The sequence below is a fragment of the Streptomyces sp. NPDC047525 genome (genome assembly GCF_040643025.1).
Taxonomy (GTDB): Bacteria; Actinomycetota; Actinomycetes; order Streptomycetales; family Streptomycetaceae; genus Streptomyces; species Streptomyces durmitorensis.
The window spans coordinates 185,705-206,162 of record NZ_JBEYTL010000004.1; the positions used below are offsets into that span (position 1 = coordinate 185,705).

The 20,458-nt window shown below is 69.0% G+C and carries 16 protein-coding genes; 4 read left to right on the forward strand and 12 right to left on the reverse strand.

The window, feature by feature from the left end; genetic code table 11:
• Positions 1 to 270: 270 nt before the first annotated feature.
• Positions 271 to 1,068, reverse strand: coding sequence for a serine protease (locus ABZ833_RS13235; protein WP_361045287.1), 798 nt, complete (start codon positions 1,066 to 1,068; stop codon positions 271 to 273).
• A gap of 319 nt (positions 1,069 to 1,387) precedes the next feature.
• Between ABZ833_RS13235 and ABZ833_RS13240 the strand changes: the two genes are divergently transcribed.
• Positions 1,388 to 2,302, forward strand: a complete 915-nt coding sequence (locus tag ABZ833_RS13240) for a hypothetical protein (RefSeq protein ID WP_361045290.1) — start codon at positions 1,388 to 1,390, stop codon at positions 2,300 to 2,302.
• Positions 2,303 to 2,341: 39 nt separating this feature from the next.
• Here ABZ833_RS13240 and ABZ833_RS13245 read toward each other — a convergent pair whose 3' ends face one another.
• The 3 genes from ABZ833_RS13245 to ABZ833_RS13255 all read right to left on the reverse strand — a co-directional run bounded on the left by ABZ833_RS13245 (position 2,342) and on the right by ABZ833_RS13255 (position 5,454).
• A complete protein-coding gene (locus ABZ833_RS13245; RefSeq protein ID WP_361045293.1) occupies positions 2,342 to 3,232 on the reverse strand; it encodes a pentapeptide repeat-containing protein in 891 nt (296 codons plus the stop codon).
• A 301-nt stretch (positions 3,233 to 3,533) separates the two neighbouring features.
• Positions 3,534 to 5,156, reverse strand: coding sequence for a DEAD/DEAH box helicase (locus ABZ833_RS13250; RefSeq protein ID WP_361045296.1), 1,623 nt, complete (start codon positions 5,154 to 5,156; stop codon positions 3,534 to 3,536).
• Positions 5,157 to 5,250: 94 nt separating this feature from the next.
• Positions 5,251 to 5,454, reverse strand: a complete 204-nt coding sequence (locus tag ABZ833_RS13255; protein ID WP_160504463.1) for a cold-shock protein — start codon at positions 5,452 to 5,454, stop codon at positions 5,251 to 5,253.
• Between the two features lie 417 nt (positions 5,455 to 5,871).
• Here ABZ833_RS13255 and ABZ833_RS13260 point away from each other — a divergent pair, with 417 nt between their 5' ends.
• The gene (locus tag ABZ833_RS13260) at positions 5,872 to 6,822 is read left to right on the forward strand and encodes a tyrosine-protein phosphatase (protein WP_361045300.1); all 951 of its coding nucleotides are present in this window, start codon (positions 5,872 to 5,874) and stop codon (positions 6,820 to 6,822) included.
• Between the two features lies 1 nt (position 6,823).
• Here the strand turns inward: ABZ833_RS13260 and ABZ833_RS13265 are convergent, their stop codons facing one another.
• The gene (locus ABZ833_RS13265; RefSeq protein WP_361045303.1) at positions 6,824 to 7,549 is read right to left on the reverse strand and encodes a VWA domain-containing protein; all 726 of its coding nucleotides are present in this window, start codon (positions 7,547 to 7,549) and stop codon (positions 6,824 to 6,826) included.
• A gap of 71 nt (positions 7,550 to 7,620) precedes the next feature.
• Between ABZ833_RS13265 and ABZ833_RS13270 the strand changes: the two genes are divergently transcribed.
• Positions 7,621 to 8,352 (forward strand): glucose 1-dehydrogenase, encoded by a 732-nt coding sequence (locus ABZ833_RS13270; protein ID WP_361046291.1) that lies wholly within the window; start codon positions 7,621 to 7,623, stop codon positions 8,350 to 8,352.
• Between the two features lie 118 nt (positions 8,353 to 8,470).
• Here the strand turns inward: ABZ833_RS13270 and ABZ833_RS13275 are convergent, their stop codons facing one another.
• Positions 8,471 to 9,571, reverse strand: a complete 1,101-nt coding sequence (locus ABZ833_RS13275) for a hypothetical protein (RefSeq protein WP_361045306.1) — start codon at positions 9,569 to 9,571, stop codon at positions 8,471 to 8,473.
• Positions 9,572 to 9,592: 21 nt separating this feature from the next.
• Complete coding sequence (locus tag ABZ833_RS13280) at positions 9,593 to 9,811, reverse strand: hypothetical protein (protein WP_361045309.1); 219 nt, start codon at positions 9,809 to 9,811, stop codon at positions 9,593 to 9,595.
• A 125-nt stretch (positions 9,812 to 9,936) separates the two neighbouring features.
• On the opposite strand from ABZ833_RS13280, the gene ABZ833_RS13285 reads away from it, so the two are divergent.
• The gene (locus ABZ833_RS13285) at positions 9,937 to 10,836 is read left to right on the forward strand and encodes a chitosanase (protein WP_361045312.1); all 900 of its coding nucleotides are present in this window, start codon (positions 9,937 to 9,939) and stop codon (positions 10,834 to 10,836) included.
• A 31-nt stretch (positions 10,837 to 10,867) separates the two neighbouring features.
• Here the strand turns inward: ABZ833_RS13285 and ABZ833_RS13290 are convergent, their stop codons facing one another.
• The 5 genes from ABZ833_RS13290 to gltB all read right to left on the reverse strand — a co-directional run bounded on the left by ABZ833_RS13290 (position 10,868) and on the right by gltB (position 20,351).
• Positions 10,868 to 11,701 (reverse strand): carbohydrate ABC transporter permease, encoded by an 834-nt coding sequence (locus ABZ833_RS13290; RefSeq protein ID WP_361045315.1) that lies wholly within the window; start codon positions 11,699 to 11,701, stop codon positions 10,868 to 10,870.
• A complete protein-coding gene (locus ABZ833_RS13295) occupies positions 11,698 to 12,690 on the reverse strand; it encodes a sugar ABC transporter permease (protein ID WP_361045318.1) in 993 nt (330 codons plus the stop codon). Before ABZ833_RS13295 ends, ABZ833_RS13290 begins: the two co-directional genes overlap by 4 nt.
• 19 nt (positions 12,691 to 12,709) lie before the next feature.
• A complete protein-coding gene (locus ABZ833_RS13300) occupies positions 12,710 to 14,011 on the reverse strand; it encodes a sugar ABC transporter substrate-binding protein (RefSeq protein ID WP_361045320.1) in 1,302 nt (433 codons plus the stop codon).
• A 282-nt stretch (positions 14,012 to 14,293) separates the two neighbouring features.
• The gene (locus ABZ833_RS13305; RefSeq protein ID WP_361045323.1) at positions 14,294 to 15,754 is read right to left on the reverse strand and encodes a glutamate synthase subunit beta; all 1,461 of its coding nucleotides are present in this window, start codon (positions 15,752 to 15,754) and stop codon (positions 14,294 to 14,296) included.
• Positions 15,747 to 20,351: a glutamate synthase large subunit gene (gene gltB / locus ABZ833_RS13310; RefSeq protein ID WP_361045326.1), complete on the reverse strand. Its 4,605-nt coding sequence runs from the start codon at positions 20,349 to 20,351 to the stop codon at positions 15,747 to 15,749. The genes ABZ833_RS13305 and gltB overlap by 8 nt, the downstream gene beginning before the upstream one ends.
• Between the last annotated feature and the right edge of the window lie 107 nt (positions 20,352 to 20,458).

Here is a 20,458-nt window from a genome sequence, read left to right on the forward strand (position 1 = left end):
TGGACTAACGCCACCAGCCCGATTACTCCGCAGCCACCACCGATTGGCCGCAGTCGGCGACGCTCGTGAGGGGACGTGCCGGTATGTCCGCCCGGAGCACGGTTCGCGGGACTCCGGCGCCGCAGCAGCCCCACGGCCACCGGACGATAGCGAGGACGGACATACCGGCACGGCCCCGCCCCCGAGACGGAGCAGCCCCGCAAGCACGAACGCGGGCCCGGACCGCCAACCGGTCCAGCCCCGCGTCCAGCGTGCAGCGTGCAGCGAAACTCAGAGTTCCGACGCCGCCTTCTCTATGTCACCGGCGAACGTGGACACCTCGGTGTACACCCCGGGGAACTTGGGCCGCGCGCACCCGTTGCCCCAGCTCACGATGCCCACCTGGACGTACTCCCCGGCCTCGTCCTTGCGGAACATGGGGCCACCGGAGTCACCCTGGCAGGTGTCCGTGCCGCCCTCGGCCAGCTTGCCGGCGCAGAGCTCCTCGCCGGGCGTGAGGTCGCCGCCGTACGCGGCCTCGCAGTCGGCGTCGCTCACGAACGGGACCTTCGCCTTGAGGAGGTAACGCTGCTGCTCGCCACCCTCCTTGTCGGCACCCCAGCCGGCGATGTCGAAGTCGCCGTTGTTGAGCTTGTCGTCCTTGGCGATCTTCAGCGTCGGCTGGTCGATCTTCTTTTCGAGCTTGATGAGCGCCCAGTCCTTGCCCTTGCCGTCGTAACCCGGCGCCTGCAGGACCTTGGTGGACTTCACGGTGATCGCGTCCGGGCTCTCCAGGTCCACGACACCACCGGTGGCGGTGATGCTCGTGTTGTCGCCCGAACCGTCCACACAGTGCGCGGCGGTCAGCACGATGTCCTGGGCGTACAGCGCGCCGCCACAGCCCATCGACAGACGGACCATGAACGGGAATTCACCCTGCTCGGCGGGGGTACCGCCGACCACGCGCTCACCCGGCGTGGGGCCGGGGTGCGGGGCCGCGGAGGCGGCGACGGGCTGGAGACTGACGGCGGCGAGGGCGATGGCACCGAGGGTGGCGGCTCTCTTGACTCCACGCAGCTTGGTGTTCAACGGGCTTCCCTTCGTGGGGGGTTCGTGGGGGGTTGCACGCGTCCACGGACCCACTCCCTCCCCGCGAAACCACGAGAACGACGACGAGAATGGCATGAGCCCGCCAAAGCGTTGTTGCGGATTATGGAGATCGGTGTCCGCATAGAGCAAGGGGCGGTTTTCGGCCACGGACCCATGCGTGGGCTGGTTCCGGGCACGGGAGTGCGCCTTACAGTGGAATCGAGTCGAGGTGAGTCGAGACGGCTCGCTCCTGCTCGACACAGGCCGACACGACTCGATGCGACTCGATGCGACGCGGACATCTCCAGGGGGTGCGCACGTGACGGACGGCGGGCCTGTGGTGCACGGCTACCCCCACCTGGAGACGGTGCGCTCCGCGATCACCGCGCTCTACAAACGCCTGTCGTACGACACCGTCCACACCTTCGACACCAGCATCACCCCCGCCGACGTCGCCTTCTCCGACCAGGACGACCTTCATCTGGGCGTGCAGCGCGTGGCCCGCGAGATGGTGCGGCACCTGCGGCTGCCGGACGCCCGCGTGATCGTCAGCTTCCGCGAGATGGAACACGCGGCGTACGTCGAACTCGCCGCGGGGCCCGAGTACTTCATCGAACTCAACGACCGGTTCCGCACACACCGCAGGGACATCGGCGCGGCGCTCGCCCACGAGGTCATGCACGTGTATCTGCACCGGCTTGATTTGGCGTTTTCCGGCACACGCGACAACGAAATACTCACGGACACCGCGACGACCTACCTGGGGGCGGGGTGGCTCCTCCTGGACGCCTACCGGGAGGACGGCGCCTCGTCGCAGAAGCTCGGCTACCTCACGCCGGAGGAGTTCGGGTACGTACTGGCCAAGCGGGCCATCGCCTTCGGGGAGGCACCGGAGACGTGGTTCACCAGCGCGCAGGCGTACACCGCCTACACGAAGGGGCTCGCGCAGGCCCGACGCGACGAGCAGCAGCCGCCGTTGACGGCCGCGGGGTGGGCGGGGCGGCGGCGGTACGCGAAGGACCGGCGGTACGCGCAGGAGCGTGGCTCCGGTGGAGCGGGGGTGGCGCCCCGGGGCGGTGCGTACTCGTTCACCCCGCCATCGCGGGGTGGCGCCGAGCCTCTGCGGGTCTCGTTCCCCTGCCCCACGTGTCAGCAGCGGATCCGGCTGCCGGCTCGGGGGCGGATGCGGGCGCGGTGCACGTTGTGCCGGACGGTGCTGGAGTGTGACACGTAGGGCGCGTTCGTGCTTGCGGTGCCGCTGGCCCCAGTGCCGCTAGCCCCAGTGCGCGGGGCGCGTCAGGGACGGCGGCAGCTTCGTCTCCGCGTCGCCCTTTGCCGCGTTCACCTGTGACTGGGTCAGGAAGATGCTGCCGGTGAGGTCCGCTCCCCGCAGGTCCGTGTCCCGGAGGTCCGCGCCGATCAGGTCGGCCTGACGGAGGTCGGCGCCGCGGAGGTCGGCGGCGATGAGGTACGCGCCGCGGAGGGTGACGCCTCGGAGGTCGGCGCCCTTGAGGCGGGCGCCGAAGAGGTCGGCGCCCCGGCGGTCCTTCTTCTTCTGACGGATGCCCGTACGGACGAGTTCGCTGGTGCGGAGAAGGAGGACGTTGATGTCCTCACGGTGTGCGGCCACGTCCGTCTCGGCGACGGTGGCGGGGGTGCCCTGAGTGAGGTGCTCGGTCTTCTCCAGCGCGCTCTGGAGCTCGGCTCTGATCGGGCGGGTCTGCGGCAGGGCGAGCGCCTCGGTCAAGTACCAGAGCAGTTCGTGGAGTTGGCGCATCACCGGGAACACGTCGAACATCTGGCGGGCCGTGTCGCGGTCCTGCCGCCAGTCGGTGCCGCCGTAGGTGGTCTGGGAGACCTTCTGGCCGGCGCCGAAGCAGTCGTAGACCGTGCAGCCGGAGAAGCCCTTCTGGCGCAGCTTCTGGTGGATGCCGCAGCGGAAGTCCTGCTGGAGGTTGGTGCAGGGGGTGCCTGCGGCCTTGTTGACGGGGAAGTCCGAGGACTTGGAGAAGGTGAGGGCTACGCAGCAGAGCCCGAAGCAGCTGCCGCAGTCCGCGCGCAGGTCGTGGCGGTCGTCGCCGGCCAGGGGCAGCAACTGGCGCTGACGCTGGGCCTGGGCCTGGGCCTGGGCCTGGGCCTGGGCCTGGGGGTGCTTCTCGCTCATGGGGCCTCCCTCAGGCCGTGGCTGGTGCTGCGGGGCTGGTCCGTCTGTGGGGGCGGGGCCGCGCCGGTATGTCCGTCCTCGCTATCGTCCGGTGGCCGCGGGGCTACTTCGCTGCCGGAGCGCCGCGAACCGTGCTCCGGGCGGACATACCGCCACGCCCCCTCACGAGCGCTCCCGACTACCGGGTAACGGGCGGGCGGGAAAGCAAGTTCGCCCAGGGTCGGATGCGGAGTGTCGGGCGGGTGGGCGGGAGGGGGGCCTGACCGGCGGCAGGGCAAGGCCCCGCCGCCACGCGCAGGCGCTACGCCGCCCGGCGCCCCGCGCCCCCGCCGCTGCGGCGAGCACGGCCGGCGCCACTGCCACCGCCAGAGGGGCGACCCTGGCCACCGCCGGAGGGACGACCGCCACCCTGCGACTGGGACCGGGGCTGACCTCCACCCTGGGAGGACTGCGACTGCCCCTGGGGGCGAGACCTCCGCTGGCCCTGCCCCTGACCGCCACCGCTCCCGGCGGGCCGCCTCCGCCCCCGCTGCGGCGAAGCCTGCTGCTGCTGGGGCACCTCGATGACCACTGGCACCCCGGAGGGCTCCCGCGCACCGGTGATGCGCGCCAGCTCCTCGTCCGTGGACTTCACTCGCGCCGTCTTCGGGCTGATCTCCGCGTCGGACATCAGACGCGTCATCTCCCGCTTCTCGTCCGGCAGGACGAGCGTGACGACACTGCCGGACTCACCTGCGCGGGCCGTACGGCCGCCGCGGTGCAGGTAGTCCTTGTGGTCGGTCGGCGGGTCGACGTTCACGACCAGGTCGAGGTCGTCGACGTGGATGCCGCGGGCCGCCACGTTCGTGGCGACCAGCGCGGTGACCTGCCCGGTCTTGAACTGGTCAAGGGTCCGGTTGCGCTGCGGCTGCGAACGGCCGCCGTGCAGACCGGAGGCCCGCACACCGTTGGCGAGCAGCCGCTTGGTGAAGCGGTCCACCGCGCGCTTGGTGTCCAGGAACATGATCACCCGGCCCTCTCGGGCGGCGATACGGAGGGCCACTGCCTTCTTGTCGGTCTCGTCGGCGACGTACAGAACGTGGTGTTCCATCGTCGTGACCGCGCCCGCGGACGGGTCGACCGAGTGCACGACCGGGTCGTTGAGGAACATCCGGACCAGGCGGTCGATGTTCTTGTCGAGCGTGGCGGAGAAGAGCATCGTCTGGCCGCCCTGCTCCACCTGCTTCAGAAGCGCGGTGACCTGCGGCATGAAGCCCATGTCGGCCATCTGGTCGGCCTCGTCGAGGACGGTCGTCCGCACCTGCGAGAGATCGGCGTCGCCGCGCTCGATGAGGTCCTTGAGACGGCCGGGGGTCGCCACCATGATCTCGGCGCCGCGGCGGAGCGTTCCCGCCTGCTTGGTGATGGAGAGGCCGCCGACCACCGTCGACATGCGGAGGTTCACGGACGTCGCGTACGGCGTCAGGGCGTCCGTCACCTGCTGCGCGAGCTCACGCGTGGGGACCAGGACCAGGGCGAGGGGCGAACGCGGCTCGGCGCGGCGGCCCGCGGTACGGGCGAGCAGCGCGAGGCCGAAGGCGAGGGTCTTGCCGGAGCCGGTGCGGCCACGGCCGAGGATGTCGCGGCCCGCGAGGGAGTTGGGGAGCGTGGCTGCCTGGATCGGGAAGGGCTCGGTCACGCCCTGTGCGGCCAGCGTCTTCAGGAGGGCCTCGGGCATGTCCAGGTCGGCGAACGCCTCGACCGAGGGCAGCGCGGGCGTGATGCTCTCGGGCAGCGCGAATTCGCCGCCGACGGGCCTCGGCTTGGCGCGGCCGGGCTTCTTCGCGGCGCCCCTCGCCTGGCCGCCGCCGGCCACCGGGGCCTTTCCGCGTGCGTTCGTGGAGCGCCCGCGGGCAGGACGTGCGGGGCGTTCGGAGCGATTCATACGGAAATGCCTTCCTGGACCTGGTGACAGCACAAGCCGGGACCCGCACCTTTCCGGTGCGGGCCCCGGCTATGAGGTTCGCGTGCTACGACGATCAGGCGGGAACGATGTTCTCGGCCTGCAGGCCCTTCTGGCCCTGCGTGACGTCGAAGGAGACCTTCTGGCCCTCGAGGAGCTCACGGAAGCCCGAGGACGCGATGTTCGAGTAGTGGGCGAAGACGTCGGGGCCGCCGCCGTCCTGCTCGATGAAGCCGAAGCCCTTTTCTGCGTTGAACCACTTAACGGTGCCAGTTGCCATGTCAATCTCCTCAACAGGGGCAGAGTAAGGAAAACCACGGAATTGTGGATTCCAAGCGCTGCAATGACCCCCATCCCGGAGAGACCGGAAAAAAACAATAATGCGCCTTCGGAGCATTCCCGTCAGGCGCACATAAAGTTCATGGGTACCAAAACTGCGACGCATAAGCCTAACACGGACGAGGGACCCCTCGTTTCGGGGTCCCCGCGGGCCGGACGGGGACGGAGCGGACCTCTTTACTCCACTCGCCGCACCACCGGCACCCCCTCGCCACACCGCGGGCCGGGCAGGGCCGCCAGGGCCAGATACCTGGTGCACGCACCTTCCTCCTGTCAGGGCACCCCGCTACCTTCAACCAAACAATCGCTTGGTTGAGCGACGAGTGGCCATGGCGACCGCTACGAGGAAGGCGGCCCAATGCGCATCACCCGCACACGTACGGCGGTCGGAGTCGCGGTCTCCGCGCTCGCCCTGGGCACCCTGCCCGCCTGGGCAGCCCACGCCGAACCCTCCGCACCCGAGCGCGGCACGGCCCTGCACGCCCCGCACCACCACTCCCGCCCCGCATCCGACGGCGTACGCCGGATACCTCTCCAAGGGGCCGTCAACGTAAGGGACCTGGGCGGCTACCGCACCTACGACGGGGAGCGGGTCCGCTACGGCCAGGTCTTCCGCGCCGACGCCCTGGCGAAGCTCACCGACGCCGACGTGGCCACCCTCGGCGGGCTCGGCCTGAAGAAGGTCGTCGACTTCCGGGTGCCCGCCGAGGTCCAGTACGACGGGCCCGACCGGCTGCCCGCCGGACTCACCCCGACGTCCCGGGCCATCAACGACAACGGCCTCTTCACGACGCTGATGACCGTGATCGGCTCCAGGGACCCGGTCAAGCAGGAGGAGATGCTGGGCAACGGCAAGGCCGACGCCTTCATGCACGACGTCTACCGCACCTTCGTCTCCGACGGCGCGAACCGCGCGCAGTTCGCGGCGACGCTGCGCGACATCGCCCACGGCGGCAAGAAGTCACCGCTGCTCTACCACTGCACGGCGGGCAAGGACCGCACCGGCTGGACCAGTTATCTGCTGCTGAGCGCCATCGGCGTCCCCGAGCGGACCGCCGTGGGCGACTTCCTGGCCTCCAACACCTACCGGGCCGCGTACGACGCGAAGGTGCGCGAGGGCCTGAAGCAGAGCGGTCTGATGCAGAACCCCGATCTGCTGATCCCGCTCCAGGAGGTCCGCACCGGCTATCTGGAGGCGGCGCTGGACGAGGTGAAGGAGAAGTACGGGAGCCTGGGCGGCTATCTGAGGAAGGGACTCGGGCTTGATACGCGGACGATTCTCGCGCTGCGGGAGCGGATGGTCGACTAGGTCACGCAGTCACGATGCCCTGCGCCCGCGCGGCCGTGAGCCAGGTCGGGAACTCCCCCACCAGCTGGTCGTACAGCCGGTCGTCCGGCACGGTCCGGGGGTCGTGACCCGCGTGGAAGAACCCCGCGTTGTCGACGGCGCGCTTGGCGGGGACGGCCAGTTCGTCGAGCTTGCGGAGGTAGTCGAACTGCTTGCTCTTCGCGTCACCGAACCCGATGAACTGCCAGAACAGCGGCAGCTTCGACGCCTTGCACAGATACCGCTCGGCGGCGAGCTTGTTGATGGGGCCGCCGTCGGTCTGGAAGACGACCAGGGCCGGTGCCGTGGAACCGCTGTCCACGTAGTGGTCGATCACGGCATCCATCGCCAGGTGGTAGCTGGTCTTGCCCATGTGGCCGAGCCCGGCGACGATCTCGTCGATCCGCCCGTGGTGCCGGTCGAGCGCGATCTCCGTGACGGCGTCGACGTCCGTGGAGAAGAAGACCGTGGGCACGGTGCCGTCGTCGTCGAGGTTCGCGGACAGCCCGAGGACCCGGTCGGCGAGGGCTTGGACGGTGCCGTCCTTGTAGTACGGCTTCATGGAGCCGGAGTAGTCGACGACGAGGTAGACGGCGGCGCGCTCACCCTCCAGGCCGTGCTTGCGGAGGCTGACGCCCGCGGTCTTGTAGAGGCTGACGAGGGCGGGCGCCGCCTCTTCCACCTTGCTGAGGCTGATCGCCGGTCCCATGTGCCGCTCCACTCTCCCGTCCGTCCGTTCCGAGGAGCCGAGGTTACGGGAGAGGCCGGTGGTGTGAAGTGATCTCCTACGGACTTGAGGGCAAGGCCGTCCTGATCACCGGTGCGGGCCGCGGGCAAGGGGCGGCCGAGGCGCGGCTCTTCGCGGCGGCCGGGGCGCGGGTCGTCGTCACGGACGTGCGGGAGGAGGAAGGGCGCGATGTCGCCAAGTCCCTTGGCGGGCAAGGCCTCTTCGTACGCCATGACGTCACGGAGGCGGAGAGCTGGGCGTCGGCCGTGGCGGCCGGTCTCGAGGCCTTCGGCCGCCTGGACGCGCTCGTGAACAACGCGGCGCTGTGGCGGACGGCGTCCGTGGAGGACGAGACGTACGAGAACTTCGAGACGCTGATCCGGGTCAATCTGCTGGGCCCGTTCCTGGGGATCCAGGCGGTGCTGCCCGCGCTGCGGGAGGTGGGCGGCGGTTCGATCGTGAACGTCTCGTCGACGGCGGGGCTCGTGGGGATACGGGGGCATGCGGCGTACGGGTCGACGAAGTTCGGGTTGCGGGGGCTGACGCGGAGCGCGGCGCTGGATCTGGCGGGGTATGGGGTGCGGGTCAACTCCGTGCACCCCGGGGCGATCGACACTCCGATGATCTCCTCGGCCTCCGCCGGGCGGGACTGGTCGCATCTGCCGCTCGGCAGGATGGGCCGCCCCGAGGAGGTCGGGGAGCTGATTCTCTACCTTGCGTCGGAGGCGTCCTCGTACATCACGGGGGCGGAGTTCGCCGTGGACGGCGGGTCGACGGCGGGGTGATTTCTTGTCCCCGACCCCGCCCCTTCCCGGCTGCATCCATTAGCGGCTCCGCGGGGTCTGGGGCGGAGCCCCAGTTTCGGGAAGGGGCGGGATTGGGGAGAGCCCCGCAGGGACCGCCCTACCCCACCTGCCCCTGAAACGCCGGCAACTCAAAGATCCGCGTCTTGGCCTCATCGTCCATCAGCTCGACCAGCGGCATGACCAGTTCCCACAGGTCCTGCTTGTCCACCTCCAGGGCGAGCGCGTCGAGGTCAGAGGCAGGCAACGCCCCCGCCTCGTCCGCCACCACCTTCCGCCCCGCATCCGGCAGCACACCCACCAGCGGCAAGAACTCCGCCCACAGCCCAGTCGCCACCACCGCCCGAACCACCCCGCCAAGGACCCCCGCATCCCGCAGGGAAGGCAGCACCGCGACAGCCCGCCGCTCCTCGTCCCCCAGCAGCGCGACCAGCGGCAGCAGTGACTCCCACAGGTCCTGCTCCGCCACCGTCACCACCAGCGAGTCCAGCTGCTCCTGCGGCCGCGCGGCGGCGAGCGAGGCGATGCGGCTCCGCTGCTCCCCCGTCACCATCCCGGCAACGGCCAGCGCCTCCGGCCACAGCCCCTCCCCCGACGCCGACGCGATGACCGACGCGAGCCTCTCCGCGCCCATCAGCTCGATGATCTGGCCGAGCCGTTCCGGCACGTCGATCGTGAAGCCGGTCCGCAGGACGGCCGCGTCGTCCACCTGCGGCAGGATCCGGCTCAGCGAGGAGTCCCGGAGGTAGCCGACGAAGCGGCCCATCGTCAGGTGGTCGCCCCGCTCGGCGAGCGCCACCGCGATCCGCACCACCAGGCCCTCGTCGAGCCGGTCGACGATGCCCTTGATCCTGCGCGGGTCGAGATGCCCGCACGACTCCGCCGTGAACGGCACCGGCAGCTTCTCGATGATGTCCGCGGCCCGTGCCGGTTCGAGGCGTCCCGCGACCCCTGCGGCGAGCCGCGGGCCCAGCGCCTTCTGCGAGATCGCGGCCGCGACCCCGGCCGGCACCAGCTTCGTCGCGGACGCGATCCGGTCCAGCATCTCGGGCGTACGGTCGAAGAGCGCCGCGACGCAGCTCTCGCGGAAGCGGCGTACGTCCTCGACGGGAAGCGTCGCCAGGAAGGCGAGCTCGTCCGGCCCCACGTCCAGCAGTCGCGCGATCTTCAGGGTCTCCGCCCTGTTCCGCAGCTTGTCCATGGCCTGCTCCCTCCCCATCCCCTAGCGGAACAGAATCCGGCGTACGGGTCCCCTGGCGAGGGCGGGCACCAGTTTCAGCGCCTCCTCGGCGGCCTCGTTCAGGCCCGACGCGCGGCTCTCGCGTTCCCGCTTCAGCGCGTCGGCGAGCAGAGTCAGCTGCTCGGGTGCCAACTGCCCGAAGGATTCCGGTGGTTCGTCCCGCAGCTCCTTGCTCAGCTGCTCCCGCGCTTCGGTGCTCATAGGGCCTCCCATGACCATCACGACCGGTACGGATCGACCCCGAGACTGATGCGAAATTGACTATTAGTCAATAGAGTCGGATCCGGAAGGCGCGCTACCGCGAAACCACCCGTAATCTTGTGCGAATGAAACGTGCAGGCCTCCTTCTTCTCGCCGTCGCCCCGGTCGCCACGGTCGCGGTCTACCTCCTGGGCGGAGACTCGGACAGCGATGCCTCCGGGGCCGACGGGATGCCTTCCGGCACCCAGCGTCCGTACGACAAGGACAAGTCGGCGGCCGAGATCGAGGCCGACGACGAGCTCATCGCGGACCTGCCTGCCGGCCTCGCGGCGCCCGCCAAGAAGGAACTGGCACAGAAGCTCGTGACGAGCGCGGAGAACTCCACGCTCAACTGGCGCGGGCAGTACGGCTACATCGAGGACATCGACGACGGGCACGGCTACACCGCCGGGATCATCGGCTTCTGCACCGGCACGCACGACCTGCTCACCCTCGTCGAGCGGTACACGAAGGACCACCCGGACAACGGCCTCGCCCGCTATCTGCCCGCCCTGCGCAAGGTCGACGGCAGCGACTCGCACGAGGGCCTGGACCCCGGCTTCACCAAGGCATGGAAGGCGGAGGCCGACGAGCCCGACTTCCGCAAGGCCCAGAACAGCGCGCGCGACCGCATCTACTTCGACCCGGCGGTGCGCCTCGCCAAGCTCGACGGGCTGGGCACGCTCGGCCAGTTCATCTACTACGACGCGATGGTCCTGCACGGCCCCGGCACAGGACCGCGCGGCTTCTACGGCCTGCGCGAGGCGGCGCTGAACGAGGCGGACACGCCCGCGCAGGGCGGCAAGGAGAAGGCGTACCTCGACATCTTCCTGGACATCCGCCGCACGGCGATGAAGTCCGAGAAGGCGCACCGCGACACGACGCGCGTGGACACGGCGCAGCGTCAGTTCCTCTACGACGGCAATCTGGGCCTGAAGACGCCGCTGACCTGGAAGGTGTACGGGGAGACGTTCAGGGTTCCGTAACGCTGGAACCCTGAACGCCTCCCCCTGGAGCTCACCCCTTGACGGCTCCCGCCGCCAGGCCGGAGCCCAGCTTCCGGTGCACGATCACGAAGAAGATCATCACCGGCACCGTGACCAGGGTGGAGCTGGCCATGACCGGGCCCCAGGCCGTGGAGTTCTCACCGAAGAACTGGTAAATGCCCACGGCGGCCGTGTACTTGTCGCTGCCCTTCATGAAGGTGTACGCGAAGACGAACTCGTTCCACGCCGTGATGAAGGCGAAGATCGAGGTCGCGACGAGTCCGGGCGCCACCAGCGGAAGCAGCACCGAACGGAACATCCGGAACCAGGACGCCCCGTCGATGTACGCCGCCTCCTCGACCTCCTTCGGCACGGTCTGCACGAAGCCGCGCAGGGTCCAGATCGCGAAGGGGAGCGAGAGCGCGACGTAGACGATCGTCAGGCCGAGCAGCGAGTTGAGCATGTCGTAGTCCCGCATCTGGATGAAGAGCGGGATGACGAGCGCCTCAAGGGGCACCATCTGCACGATCAGAACCATGATCAGTACGGAGGTGCGGAACCGGAACTTGAAGCGGGCCACCGCGATCGCCGCGAAGAGCGAGAGCACCCCGGCGGCCAGGATCGTGCCGAAGCCGACGATGGCCGAGTTCAGCAGGTAGGTGCCGAAGTTGCCCTTCTCGAACACGTAGGTGAAGTGCTCGAAGCTGATCCCGCTCGGCAGCACGTCCGAACCACGGGTGATCGCCTTCGGGTCGAGTGCCGTGGAGATCATCCAGTACACGGGGAAGAGCGCGAAGAGCAGGAGCGCGGCGACCGCGACGGGAAGGCCGATGCGTGCGGCGAGTGTGGTGCGACGGACGCTCACAGGTCCTCCTCCCCCTGCCGGAACAGCGTACGGATGTAGACGATCGTGATGGCCAGGAGCAGCAGCGTGAGCAGGACCGCGGCTGCCGCGCCCGTGCCGTAGTCGTTCTTGGCGAAGGCCTGGATGTACGAGAAGACGCCGAGGTTGTAGACCTCTTCGTTGGCTCCGTCGCCGCCCGGCATCAGATAGATCTGGGTGAAGACCTTGAAGTCCCAGATGGTGGAGAGGATGGTCACGACGAGGAAGACGGGCTTGATCGTCGGCACGGTGATCTTCCAGAACCGCTGCCAGGCGTTGGCGCCGTCCAACTCCCCTGCTTCGTAGAGCTCCTTGGGGATCGTCATCAGGCCCGCGAGGACGGTGATGGCGACGAACGGGAAGCCGTGGTGGACGACGTTCAGGGTCGCGATCGCGTAGAACGGCCCCCGCTCGGTGAACCAGTTGGTGGTCTCGGGATCGATGAGTCCCATCGAGCCCGCGATCTGGCTGACCATGCCGTCCTGCGGCTGGAAGAGCCAGATCCAGACGTACGTCCCGGTGACGGCCGGCATCGCCCAGGCGGCGAGGACCGCGATGGAGCAGATCAGCCGCCAGGCCGGGCCGAGGCGGTTGAGCAGCAGCGCGACGAGCGTGCCGAGTGCGACGGTCAGGCCGACGCAGGCGACCGCGAAGAACGCCGTGTTGGGCAGGACCGTCTTCCACAGGAGTGCGCTGCCGAGCAGGTCCGTGTAGTGGTCGAAGCCGGTGAACGTGCCGACTCCGCCGCCGAACTTGACGGCGTAGTCCTGCATCGAGAGCTTGCCGACCTGGATCAGCGGCCAGAGCAGCAGGCCCGCGAGGACCAGGAGGGACGGTGCGAGGAGCAGCCACGGCCGGGTGAGGCTGACCAGCTTCTTCTTGCGGAGGGCTGCCGCGTGTTCGGGTCGGGTGGCGGGGCGGCGGTCCGTGGCGTCTTCCTTCGGTCCGCCGCCGACGAGCGTGTCTTTCACAGTGCCGACTCGCCCCTGCCTACTTGTCCTTGGCGAAGATGGCGTCCATGTCCTTGGCGGCCTTGTCCGCCGCTTCCTGGACGGAGGACTTCCCGGTCAGGATGGACTGCACCATGCCGGGGATGACCTTCGACGCCTGGATCTCGCCGTACGCCTTGGTCTTGGGGACGGTCGCGCCGGCCTCCAGCATCTGCTTGGCGAACGGCTCGACCAGCGGGTCCTTCTTCGCCTCGATCTTCTTCAGCTCGGAGTTCTGACCCGGGAAGTAGTTGGTCTCCTCGGCCCACTTGGCCGCGAAGTCACCCGTGGTCAGCATCTTCACGAACTCCCAGGCGAGGTCCTTCTTGTCCGTGTTGAACGTGGACAGGTAGGAGCCGCCGAGGAAGGACTTGCTCATGCCGCCGGTCTGGCCGGGGATCGGCACGGCGGCGAGCTTGCCCTTGAGGTCCGGGTTGGCCTCGACGATGGCCTTCGGGGTCCAGTTGCCGTTGACGGACATGGCGACCTCGCCCTTGCCCCAGGCGTCGCCGACCTCCTTCTCCGTCCAGGTGTTGACCTTGGCCGGGGAGACCTTGTCCTTGGTGGCGAGGCCGGTGTAGAACTCGATGCCCTTCACGGCCTCCGGGGAGTTGATCCCCGACTTCCACTTGCCGCCCTGCTCCGTGGCGAGTTCGCCTCCGGCGCCCCAGATGAAGGGGGTGGCGAACATTTCGGCGCCGCCCGCGACCGGGAAGGGAATCATCTTGGGCTCCTTGTCCTTCAGCGTCTTGGCCGCGGACTGGAGCTCCTTCCAGGTGGTCGGTGCCTTCAGGTCGTGCTTCTCGAAGATGTCCTTGCGGTAGACGATGCTGCGTACGCCCGCGTACCACGGCATGCCGTACTGCTTGCCGTCGAGCGTGCCCGCGTCCTTGAGGCCCTCGACGAGGTCGTCGTTGAGACCCGACTTCTTGACCTCGTCGGTCACGTCGACGAGCGCGTCGGTCTCGGCGAACTGCGGCACCCAGGTCGTACCGACCTCGGCCACGTCCGGGACCTGGTCCGCGCCGCCCTCGATGGCGGTGGTGAACTTCTTCTGCGCGGTGGCCCACTGCTGGTACTCGACGTGGATCTTGGCGCCGGTCTTCTTCTGGAACGCCTTCTCGGCCTCCTTGAAGAAGGGCCTGGCGTCGGGGTTGGTCCCCTCCATGATCCATACGGTGAGGGTCTTGCCCTTGCCGTCGGTGGCCTTGTCGCCGCTGTCGCTCCCGTCATCGCTGCCGCATGCCGTCGCGGTCAGTCCGAGCGTCATGGCGATACTTGCCGCGATGACCCGTCGCTTCATACCGGCCCCCTCATGGGTTCGTGCTGGTTCCTGCGCCGATCCGTTTGTGGGAGCGATTGTGGACGCCGGGGCTCGGTGCGGTCTAGACCCATTCGGCTAAGCGGGGCCGAAACGTGATTTGCGTTGCAAGCAATGCACGTTGCGCACACTGCAACGCATGGGTACGCCACCGCGGCCTGGAAACGCCACGACGCCCGCCCTGGTCCGGTCGGGGACTAGGCGGGCGTCGCATCAGTTCCGTACGCCGTTGTACGGGACGAATATGGGGTTGTGCCGCAGGGACTAGACCATCAGAGAACGGTCCGTGGGTCGAATCGGCGACGGCAGGTCGCTCGCACCGGTCAGGAATCGGTCCACGCCCTGCGCAGCGGAACGGCCCTCGGCGATCGCCCAGACGATGAGCGACTGCCCGCGGCCCGCGTCACCGGCCACGAAGACACCGGGGACGTTCGTCTGGAACTCGGCGTCGCGGGCGACGTTGCCCCGCTCGTCGAGGTCCAGGGAGAACTGGTCCACCAGGCCGTTCTCGCGGTCCGTACCCGTGAAGCCCATCGCAAGCGTGACCAGCTGGGCGGGGATCTTGCGCTCCGTGCCCGGCTTCTGCGTCAGCTTGCCGTCGATGAACTCGACCTCGATGAGGTGCAGGGACTGGACGTTGCCGTCCTCGTCGCCCTCGAAGTGGGTGGTGGAGACGGAGTAGACCCGCTCGCCGCCCTCCTCGTGCGCGGAGGTCACCTTGTACAGCATCGGGAAGGTCGGCCACGGCTGCCCCGCCGCCCGCTCCTCGCCCGGACGCGGCATGATCTCCAGCTGCGTCACGGACGCCGCGCCCTGGCGGTGGGCCGTGCCCACGCAGTCCGCGCCGGTGTCGCCGCCGCCGATGACCACGACGTGCTTGCCCTCGGCGGAGACGGGCGTGGTGACGTAGTCGCCCTCCTGGACCTTGTTGGCCAGGGGCAGGTACTCCATCGCCTGGTAGACACCCTTGAGCTCACGGCCGGGGACCGGGAGGTCGCGTGACGTCGTGGCGCCCGCGGCGATGACCACCGCGTCGTACCGCTTGCGCAGCTTCACCGCGTCGATGTCACGGCCGATCTCCACGCCCGTACGGAACTTGGTGCCCTCCGCGCGCATCTGCTCGATGCGGCGGTTGATGTGGCGCTTCTCCATCTTGAACTCGGGGATGCCGTAGCGCAGGAGGCCGCCGATGCGGTCGGCGCGCTCGTACACGGCGACCGTGTGGCCGGCCCGCGTCAGCTGCTGGGCGGCGGCCAGACCCGCCGGGCCCGAACCGATGACGGCGACCGTCTTGCCGGAGAGCCGGTCGGGCGCCTGCGGCTTGACGTCGTTCGCGTCCCACGCCTTGTCGATGATCGAGACTTCGACGTTCTTGATGGTGACGGCGGGCTGGTTGATGCCGAGCACGCACGCCGACTCACAGGGCGCCGGGCAGAGGCGCCCGGTGAACTCCGGGAAGTTGTTCGTGGCGTGCAGCCGCTCGGAGGCGGCCGACCAGTCCTCGCGGTACGCGAAGTCGTTCCACTCGGGGATCAGGTTGCCCAGCGGACAGCCCTGGTGGCAGAACGGGATGCCGCAGTCCATGCAGCGCGAGGCCTGCTTGGAGATGATCGGGAGGAGGGAGCCCGGAACGTAGACCTCGTTCCAGTCCTGGACGCGCTCGCCGACCGGGCGGGTCTTCGCGACCTCGCGGCCATGGTTCAAAAAGCCCTTGGGATCAGCCATTGGTCGCCGCCTCCATCATCTTCTCGGTGATCTCGGTCTCGGAGAGACCGTCTCGCTCGGCGGCGTCCTTGGCGGCGAGCACTGCCTTGTACGTGCTGGGGATGATCCTGCTGAAGCGCTCCACGGCGGAGTCCCACTCGGCGAGCAGCTTCTCGGCGACGGTCGAGCCCGTCTCCTCCTGGTGGCGGCGCACGACATCGTGCAGCCACTGCTTGTCGGAGTCGTCCAGGGCCTCGACGGCGCCCAGGTTCCCGGAGTTGACGTTGTCCCGGTCGAGGTCGATGACGTACGCGATGCCGCCGGACATGCCGGCCGCGAAGTTGCGTCCCGTCTCGCCGAGGACCACCGCGTGGCCGCCGGTCATGTACTCGCAGCCGTGGTCGCCCACGCCCTCGGACACGACCGTCGCGCCGGAGTTGCGGACGCAGAACCGCTCGCCCGTGCGGCCGCGGAGGAACAGCTCGCCACCGGTCGCGCCGTACGCGATGGTGTTGCCCGCGATCGTCGAGTACTCGGCGAGGTGGTCGGCGCCGCGGTCCGGGCGGACGATGACGCGGCCGCCGGAGAGGCCCTTGCCGACGTAGTCGTTGGCGTCGCCCTCCAGACGGAGGGTCACGCCGCGCGGCACGAACGCGCCGAACGACTGGCCCGCCGAGCCGGTGAAGGTGATGTCGATGGTGTCGTCGGGCAGGCCCGCGCCACCGAACTTCTTCGTCACCTCGTGGCCGAGCATGGTGCCGACCGTGCGGTTGATGTTGCGGATCGCGACCTGGGCGCGGACCGGCTGGGCGTCGGTCGCGCTCGATGCGGAGAGAGCGTCGGCGGCGAGCTTGATCAGCTCGTTGTCGAGCGCCTTCTCCAGGCCGTGGTCCTGGACCGCGATCTGGTGGCGCACGGCGCCGCCGGGCAGCGACGGCACGTGGAAGAGGGGCTCGAGGTCGAGGCCCTGCGCCTTCCAGTGGTTCACGGCGCGCTCGGTGTCGAGGAGCTCGGCGTGGCCGACGGCCTCCTCGATGGTGCGGAAGCCGAGCTCGGCGAGGATCTCGCGGACCTCTTCGGCGATGAACTCGAAGAAGTTCACGATGTACTCGGCCTTGCCGGAGAACCGCTCGCGCAGCGCCGGGTTCTGCGTGGCGATGCCGACCGGGCAGGTGTCCAGGTGGCAGACGCGCATCATGACGCAGCCGGAGACGACGAGCGGCGCGGTCGCGAAACCGAACTCCTCGGCGCCGAGCAGCGCGGCGATGACGACGTCACGGCCGGTCTTGAGCTGGCCGTCCGTCTGGACCACGATGCGGTCGCGCAGGCCGTTGAGAAGCAGCGTCTGCTGGGTCTCGGCGAGGCCGAGCTCCCAGGGACCGCCCGCGTGCTTGAGCGAGGTGAGCGGCGATGCGCCCGTACCGCCGTCGTGACCCGAGATGAGCACGACATCGGCGTGCGCCTTGGAGACACCCGCGGCGACCGTGCCGACGCCGACCTCGGAGACCAGCTTCACGTGAATCCGCGCCTGCGGGTTCGCGTTCTTCAGGTCGTGGATCAGCTGGGCCAGGTCCTCGATGGAGTAGATGTCGTGGTGCGGCGGCGGGGAGATCAGGCCCACGCCCGGCGTCGAGTGACGCGTCTTGGCGACCCACGGGTAGACCTTGTGGCCGGGCAGCTGGCCGCCCTCGCCGGGCTTGGCGCCCTGCGCCATCTTGATCTGGATGTCGTCCGCGTTGACCAGGTACTCCGAGGTCACACCGAAGCGGCCGGAGGCGACCTGCTTGATGGACGAGCGGCGGGCCGGGTCGTACAGACGGTCCGCGTCCTCGCCGCCCTCACCGGTGTTGGACTTGCCGCCCAGCTGGTTCATGGCGATGGCCATGGTCTCGTGGGCTTCCTGCGAGATCGAGCCGTACGACATGGCGCCGGTCGAGAACCGCTTGACGATGTCGGCGGCCGACTCGACCTCGTCGATGGAGATCGAGGGGCGGTCCGACTTCAGGTTGAACAGGCCGCGCAGCGTCATGAGGCGCTCGGACTGCTCGTTCACTCGGTCCGTGTACTTCTTGAAGATGTCGTAGCGGCGGTTGCGCGTGGAGTGCTGGAGGCGGAAGACCGTCTCCGGGTCGAAGAGGTGCGGCTCGCCCTCGCGGCGCCACTGGTACTCACCGCCTATGTCGAGCGCGCGGTGTGCCGATGCGATACCGGAGACCGGGTACGCCTTGGCGTGCCGGGCGGCGACCTCCTGCGCGACGACGTCGATGCCGACTCCGCCGATCTTGGAGGTCGTGCCGACGAAGTACTTCGCGACGAAGTTCTCCTGGAGGCCGACGGCCTCGAAGACCTGCGCGCCGCGGTAGGAGGCGACGGTCGAGATGCCCATCTTGGACATGACCTTCAGGACGCCCTTGCCGAGCGCGTAGATCAGGTTCCGGATGGCCTGCTCGGCCCCACCATTCTCATCGGCGTGCAGGAACGTACCGGCGCGGACCAGGTCCTCCACCGACTCCATGGCGAGGTACGGGTTGACCGCCGCGGCGCCGTAGCCGATGAGGAGGGCCACGTGGTGGACCTCGCGGACGTCGCCCGCCTCGACGAGCAGGCCCACCTGGGTGCGCTGCTTCGTGCGGATGAGGTGGTGGTGGACGGCCGCGGTGAGCAGCAGCGAGGGGATCGGCGCGTGCTCGGCGTCGGAGTGCCGGTCGGAGAGCACGATCAGGCGGGCGCCGGCCTCTATGGCGGCGTCGGCCTCGGTGCAGATCTCCTCGATGCGGGCGGCGAGCGCGTCGCCGCCGCCGCTGACGCGGTAGAGACCGGACAGGGTCGCGGCCGTCATGCCCGGCATGTCGCCGTCGGCGTTGATGTGGATGAGCTTGGCCAGCTCGTCGTTGTCGATCACCGGGAAGGGCAGCGTGACGCTGCGACAGGTCGCGGCGGTCGGCTCCAGGATGTTGCCCTGCGGGCCCAGCGAGGAGTGCAGCGAGGTGACGAGCTCTTCACGGATGGCGTCCAGCGGCGGGTTGGTGACCTGCGCGAACAGCTGCGTGAAGTAGTCGAAGATCAGCCGCGGGCGCTCGGAGAGGGCCGCGATCGGCGTGTCCGTGCCCATGGAGCCGAGCGGCTCGCCGCCGGACTTGGCCATCGGCGCGAGGATGATGCGCAGCTCTTCCTCGGTGTAGCCGAAGGTCTGCTGGCGGCGCGTGACGGAGGCGTGCGTGTGCACGATGTGCTCGCGCTCGGGCAGGTCGGAGAGCTCGATCTCGCCGGCTTCCAGCCACTCCTGGTACGGGTTCTCGGCGGCGAGGGCGGCCTTGATCTCGTCGTCCTCGACGATGCGGTGCTCGGCGGTGTCGACGAGGAACATCCTGCCGGGCTGAAGGCGGCCCTTGCGGACGACCTTCGCGGGGTCGATGTCGAGGACGCCGACCTCGGAGCCGAGGACGACGAGGCCGTCGTCGGTGACCCAGTAGCGCCCGGGGCGCAGGCCGTTGCGGTCGAGAACGGCGCCGACCTGGGTGCCGTCGGTGAAGGTGACACAGGCCGGGCCGTCCCAGGGCTCCATCATCGTGGAGTGGTACTGGTAGAAGGCGCGGCGGGCCGGGTCCATCGAGCCGTGGTTCTCCCACGCCTCGGGGATCATCATCAGGACCGAGTGCGGAAGCGAACGGCCGCCGAGGTGGAGGAGTTCGAGCACCTCGTCGAAGGACGCCGAGTCGGACGCGTCCGGGGTACAGATCGGGAATACCCTGTCGAGGCTTCCGAGCTTGTCGGTGCTGCGCTCACCGGCGGAGGCGAACAGGTCGGAGGCGAGCTGCGACTCGCGCGCCCGCATCCAGTTCCGGTTGCCCTTGACCGTGTTGATCTCGCCGTTGTGCGCGACGAAGCGGTACGGGTGCGCGAGCGGCCAGCTCGGGAACGTGTTCGTGGAGAAGCGCGAGTGGACGAGCGCGACGGCCGTGGCGAAACGGCGGTCGGACAGGTCGGGGAAGAACGGCTCCAGCTGGCCGGTGGTCAGCATGCCCTTGTAGACGATGGTCCGGGCGGAGAGCGAGGGGAAGTACGTCCCGGCCTCACGCTCGGCGCGCTTACGCAGCACGAAGGCCTTGCGGTCGAGCGCGACGCCGGAGCTCTCGCCGTCGGCCACGAAGATCTGCCGGAAGACCGGCATCGTCGAGCGTGCGGTGGCTCCGAGCAGCTCGGGGGCGACGGGAACGTCGCGCCAGCCGAGGACCGTCAGGCCTTCCTCGGAAGCGATCGTCTCGATCTGTGAGACGGCGGCGTCGGTCGTGCCCGCCGTGTCGACCGGCAGGAAAGCGATGCCGACGGCGTACGCGCCGGCCTCGGGGAGCGCGAAGCCGGTGACCTCGCGCAGGAAGGCGTCCGGGACCTGGAGCAGGATTCCGGCGCCGTCGCCGGAGTCCGGCTCGGAGCCGGTGGCACCACGGTGTTCGAGATTGCGCAGTACGGTCAGCGCCTGTTCGACCAGCTCATGGCTGGCTACACCGGTGAGGGTGGCCACGAACCCGACACCACAGGCGTCGTGCTCGTTACGGGGGTCGTACATGCCCTGAGGGGCGGGGCGACCGTCCATGGGCGACCAGGCGTGCGTACGCATTGGCTCTCCCGTCGTCGTCGTGGCATAGGCAAAAAGCGAGGGACGACGTTGGCCCAGGCGAAATTTCGTGCAGGTTACATGATGGAACGCTTCTCGAAAAGCGGATA

Excerpts from the sequence above, each read along its gene's own strand:
- ABZ833_RS13245 (WP_361045293.1), bottom strand. The coding sequence starts at position 3,232 with ATGAGCGAGAAGCACCCCCAGGCCCAGGCCCAGGCCCAGGCCCAGGCC.
- ABZ833_RS13250 (WP_361045296.1), bottom strand. The coding sequence starts at position 5,156 with ATGAATCGCTCCGAACGCCCCGCACGTCCTGCCCGCGGGCGCTCCACG.
- ABZ833_RS13255 (WP_160504463.1), bottom strand. The coding sequence starts at position 5,454 with ATGGCAACTGGCACCGTTAAGTGGTTCAACGCAGAAAAGGGCTTCGGC.
- ABZ833_RS13260 (WP_361045300.1), top strand. The coding sequence starts at position 5,872 with ATGCGCATCACCCGCACACGTACGGCGGTCGGAGTCGCGGTCTCCGCG.
- ABZ833_RS13265 (WP_361045303.1), bottom strand. The coding sequence starts at position 7,549 with ATGGGACCGGCGATCAGCCTCAGCAAGGTGGAAGAGGCGGCGCCCGCC.
- ABZ833_RS13275 (WP_361045306.1), bottom strand. The coding sequence starts at position 9,571 with ATGGACAAGCTGCGGAACAGGGCGGAGACCCTGAAGATCGCGCGACTG.
- ABZ833_RS13280 (WP_361045309.1), bottom strand. The coding sequence starts at position 9,811 with ATGAGCACCGAAGCGCGGGAGCAGCTGAGCAAGGAGCTGCGGGACGAA.
- ABZ833_RS13285 (WP_361045312.1), top strand. The coding sequence starts at position 9,937 with ATGAAACGTGCAGGCCTCCTTCTTCTCGCCGTCGCCCCGGTCGCCACG.
- ABZ833_RS13300 (WP_361045320.1), bottom strand. The coding sequence starts at position 14,011 with ATGAAGCGACGGGTCATCGCGGCAAGTATCGCCATGACGCTCGGACTG.
- ABZ833_RS13305 (WP_361045323.1), bottom strand. The coding sequence starts at position 15,754 with ATGGCTGATCCCAAGGGCTTTTTGAACCATGGCCGCGAGGTCGCGAAG.
- gltB (WP_361045326.1), bottom strand. The coding sequence starts at position 20,351 with ATGCGTACGCACGCCTGGTCGCCCATGGACGGTCGCCCCGCCCCTCAG.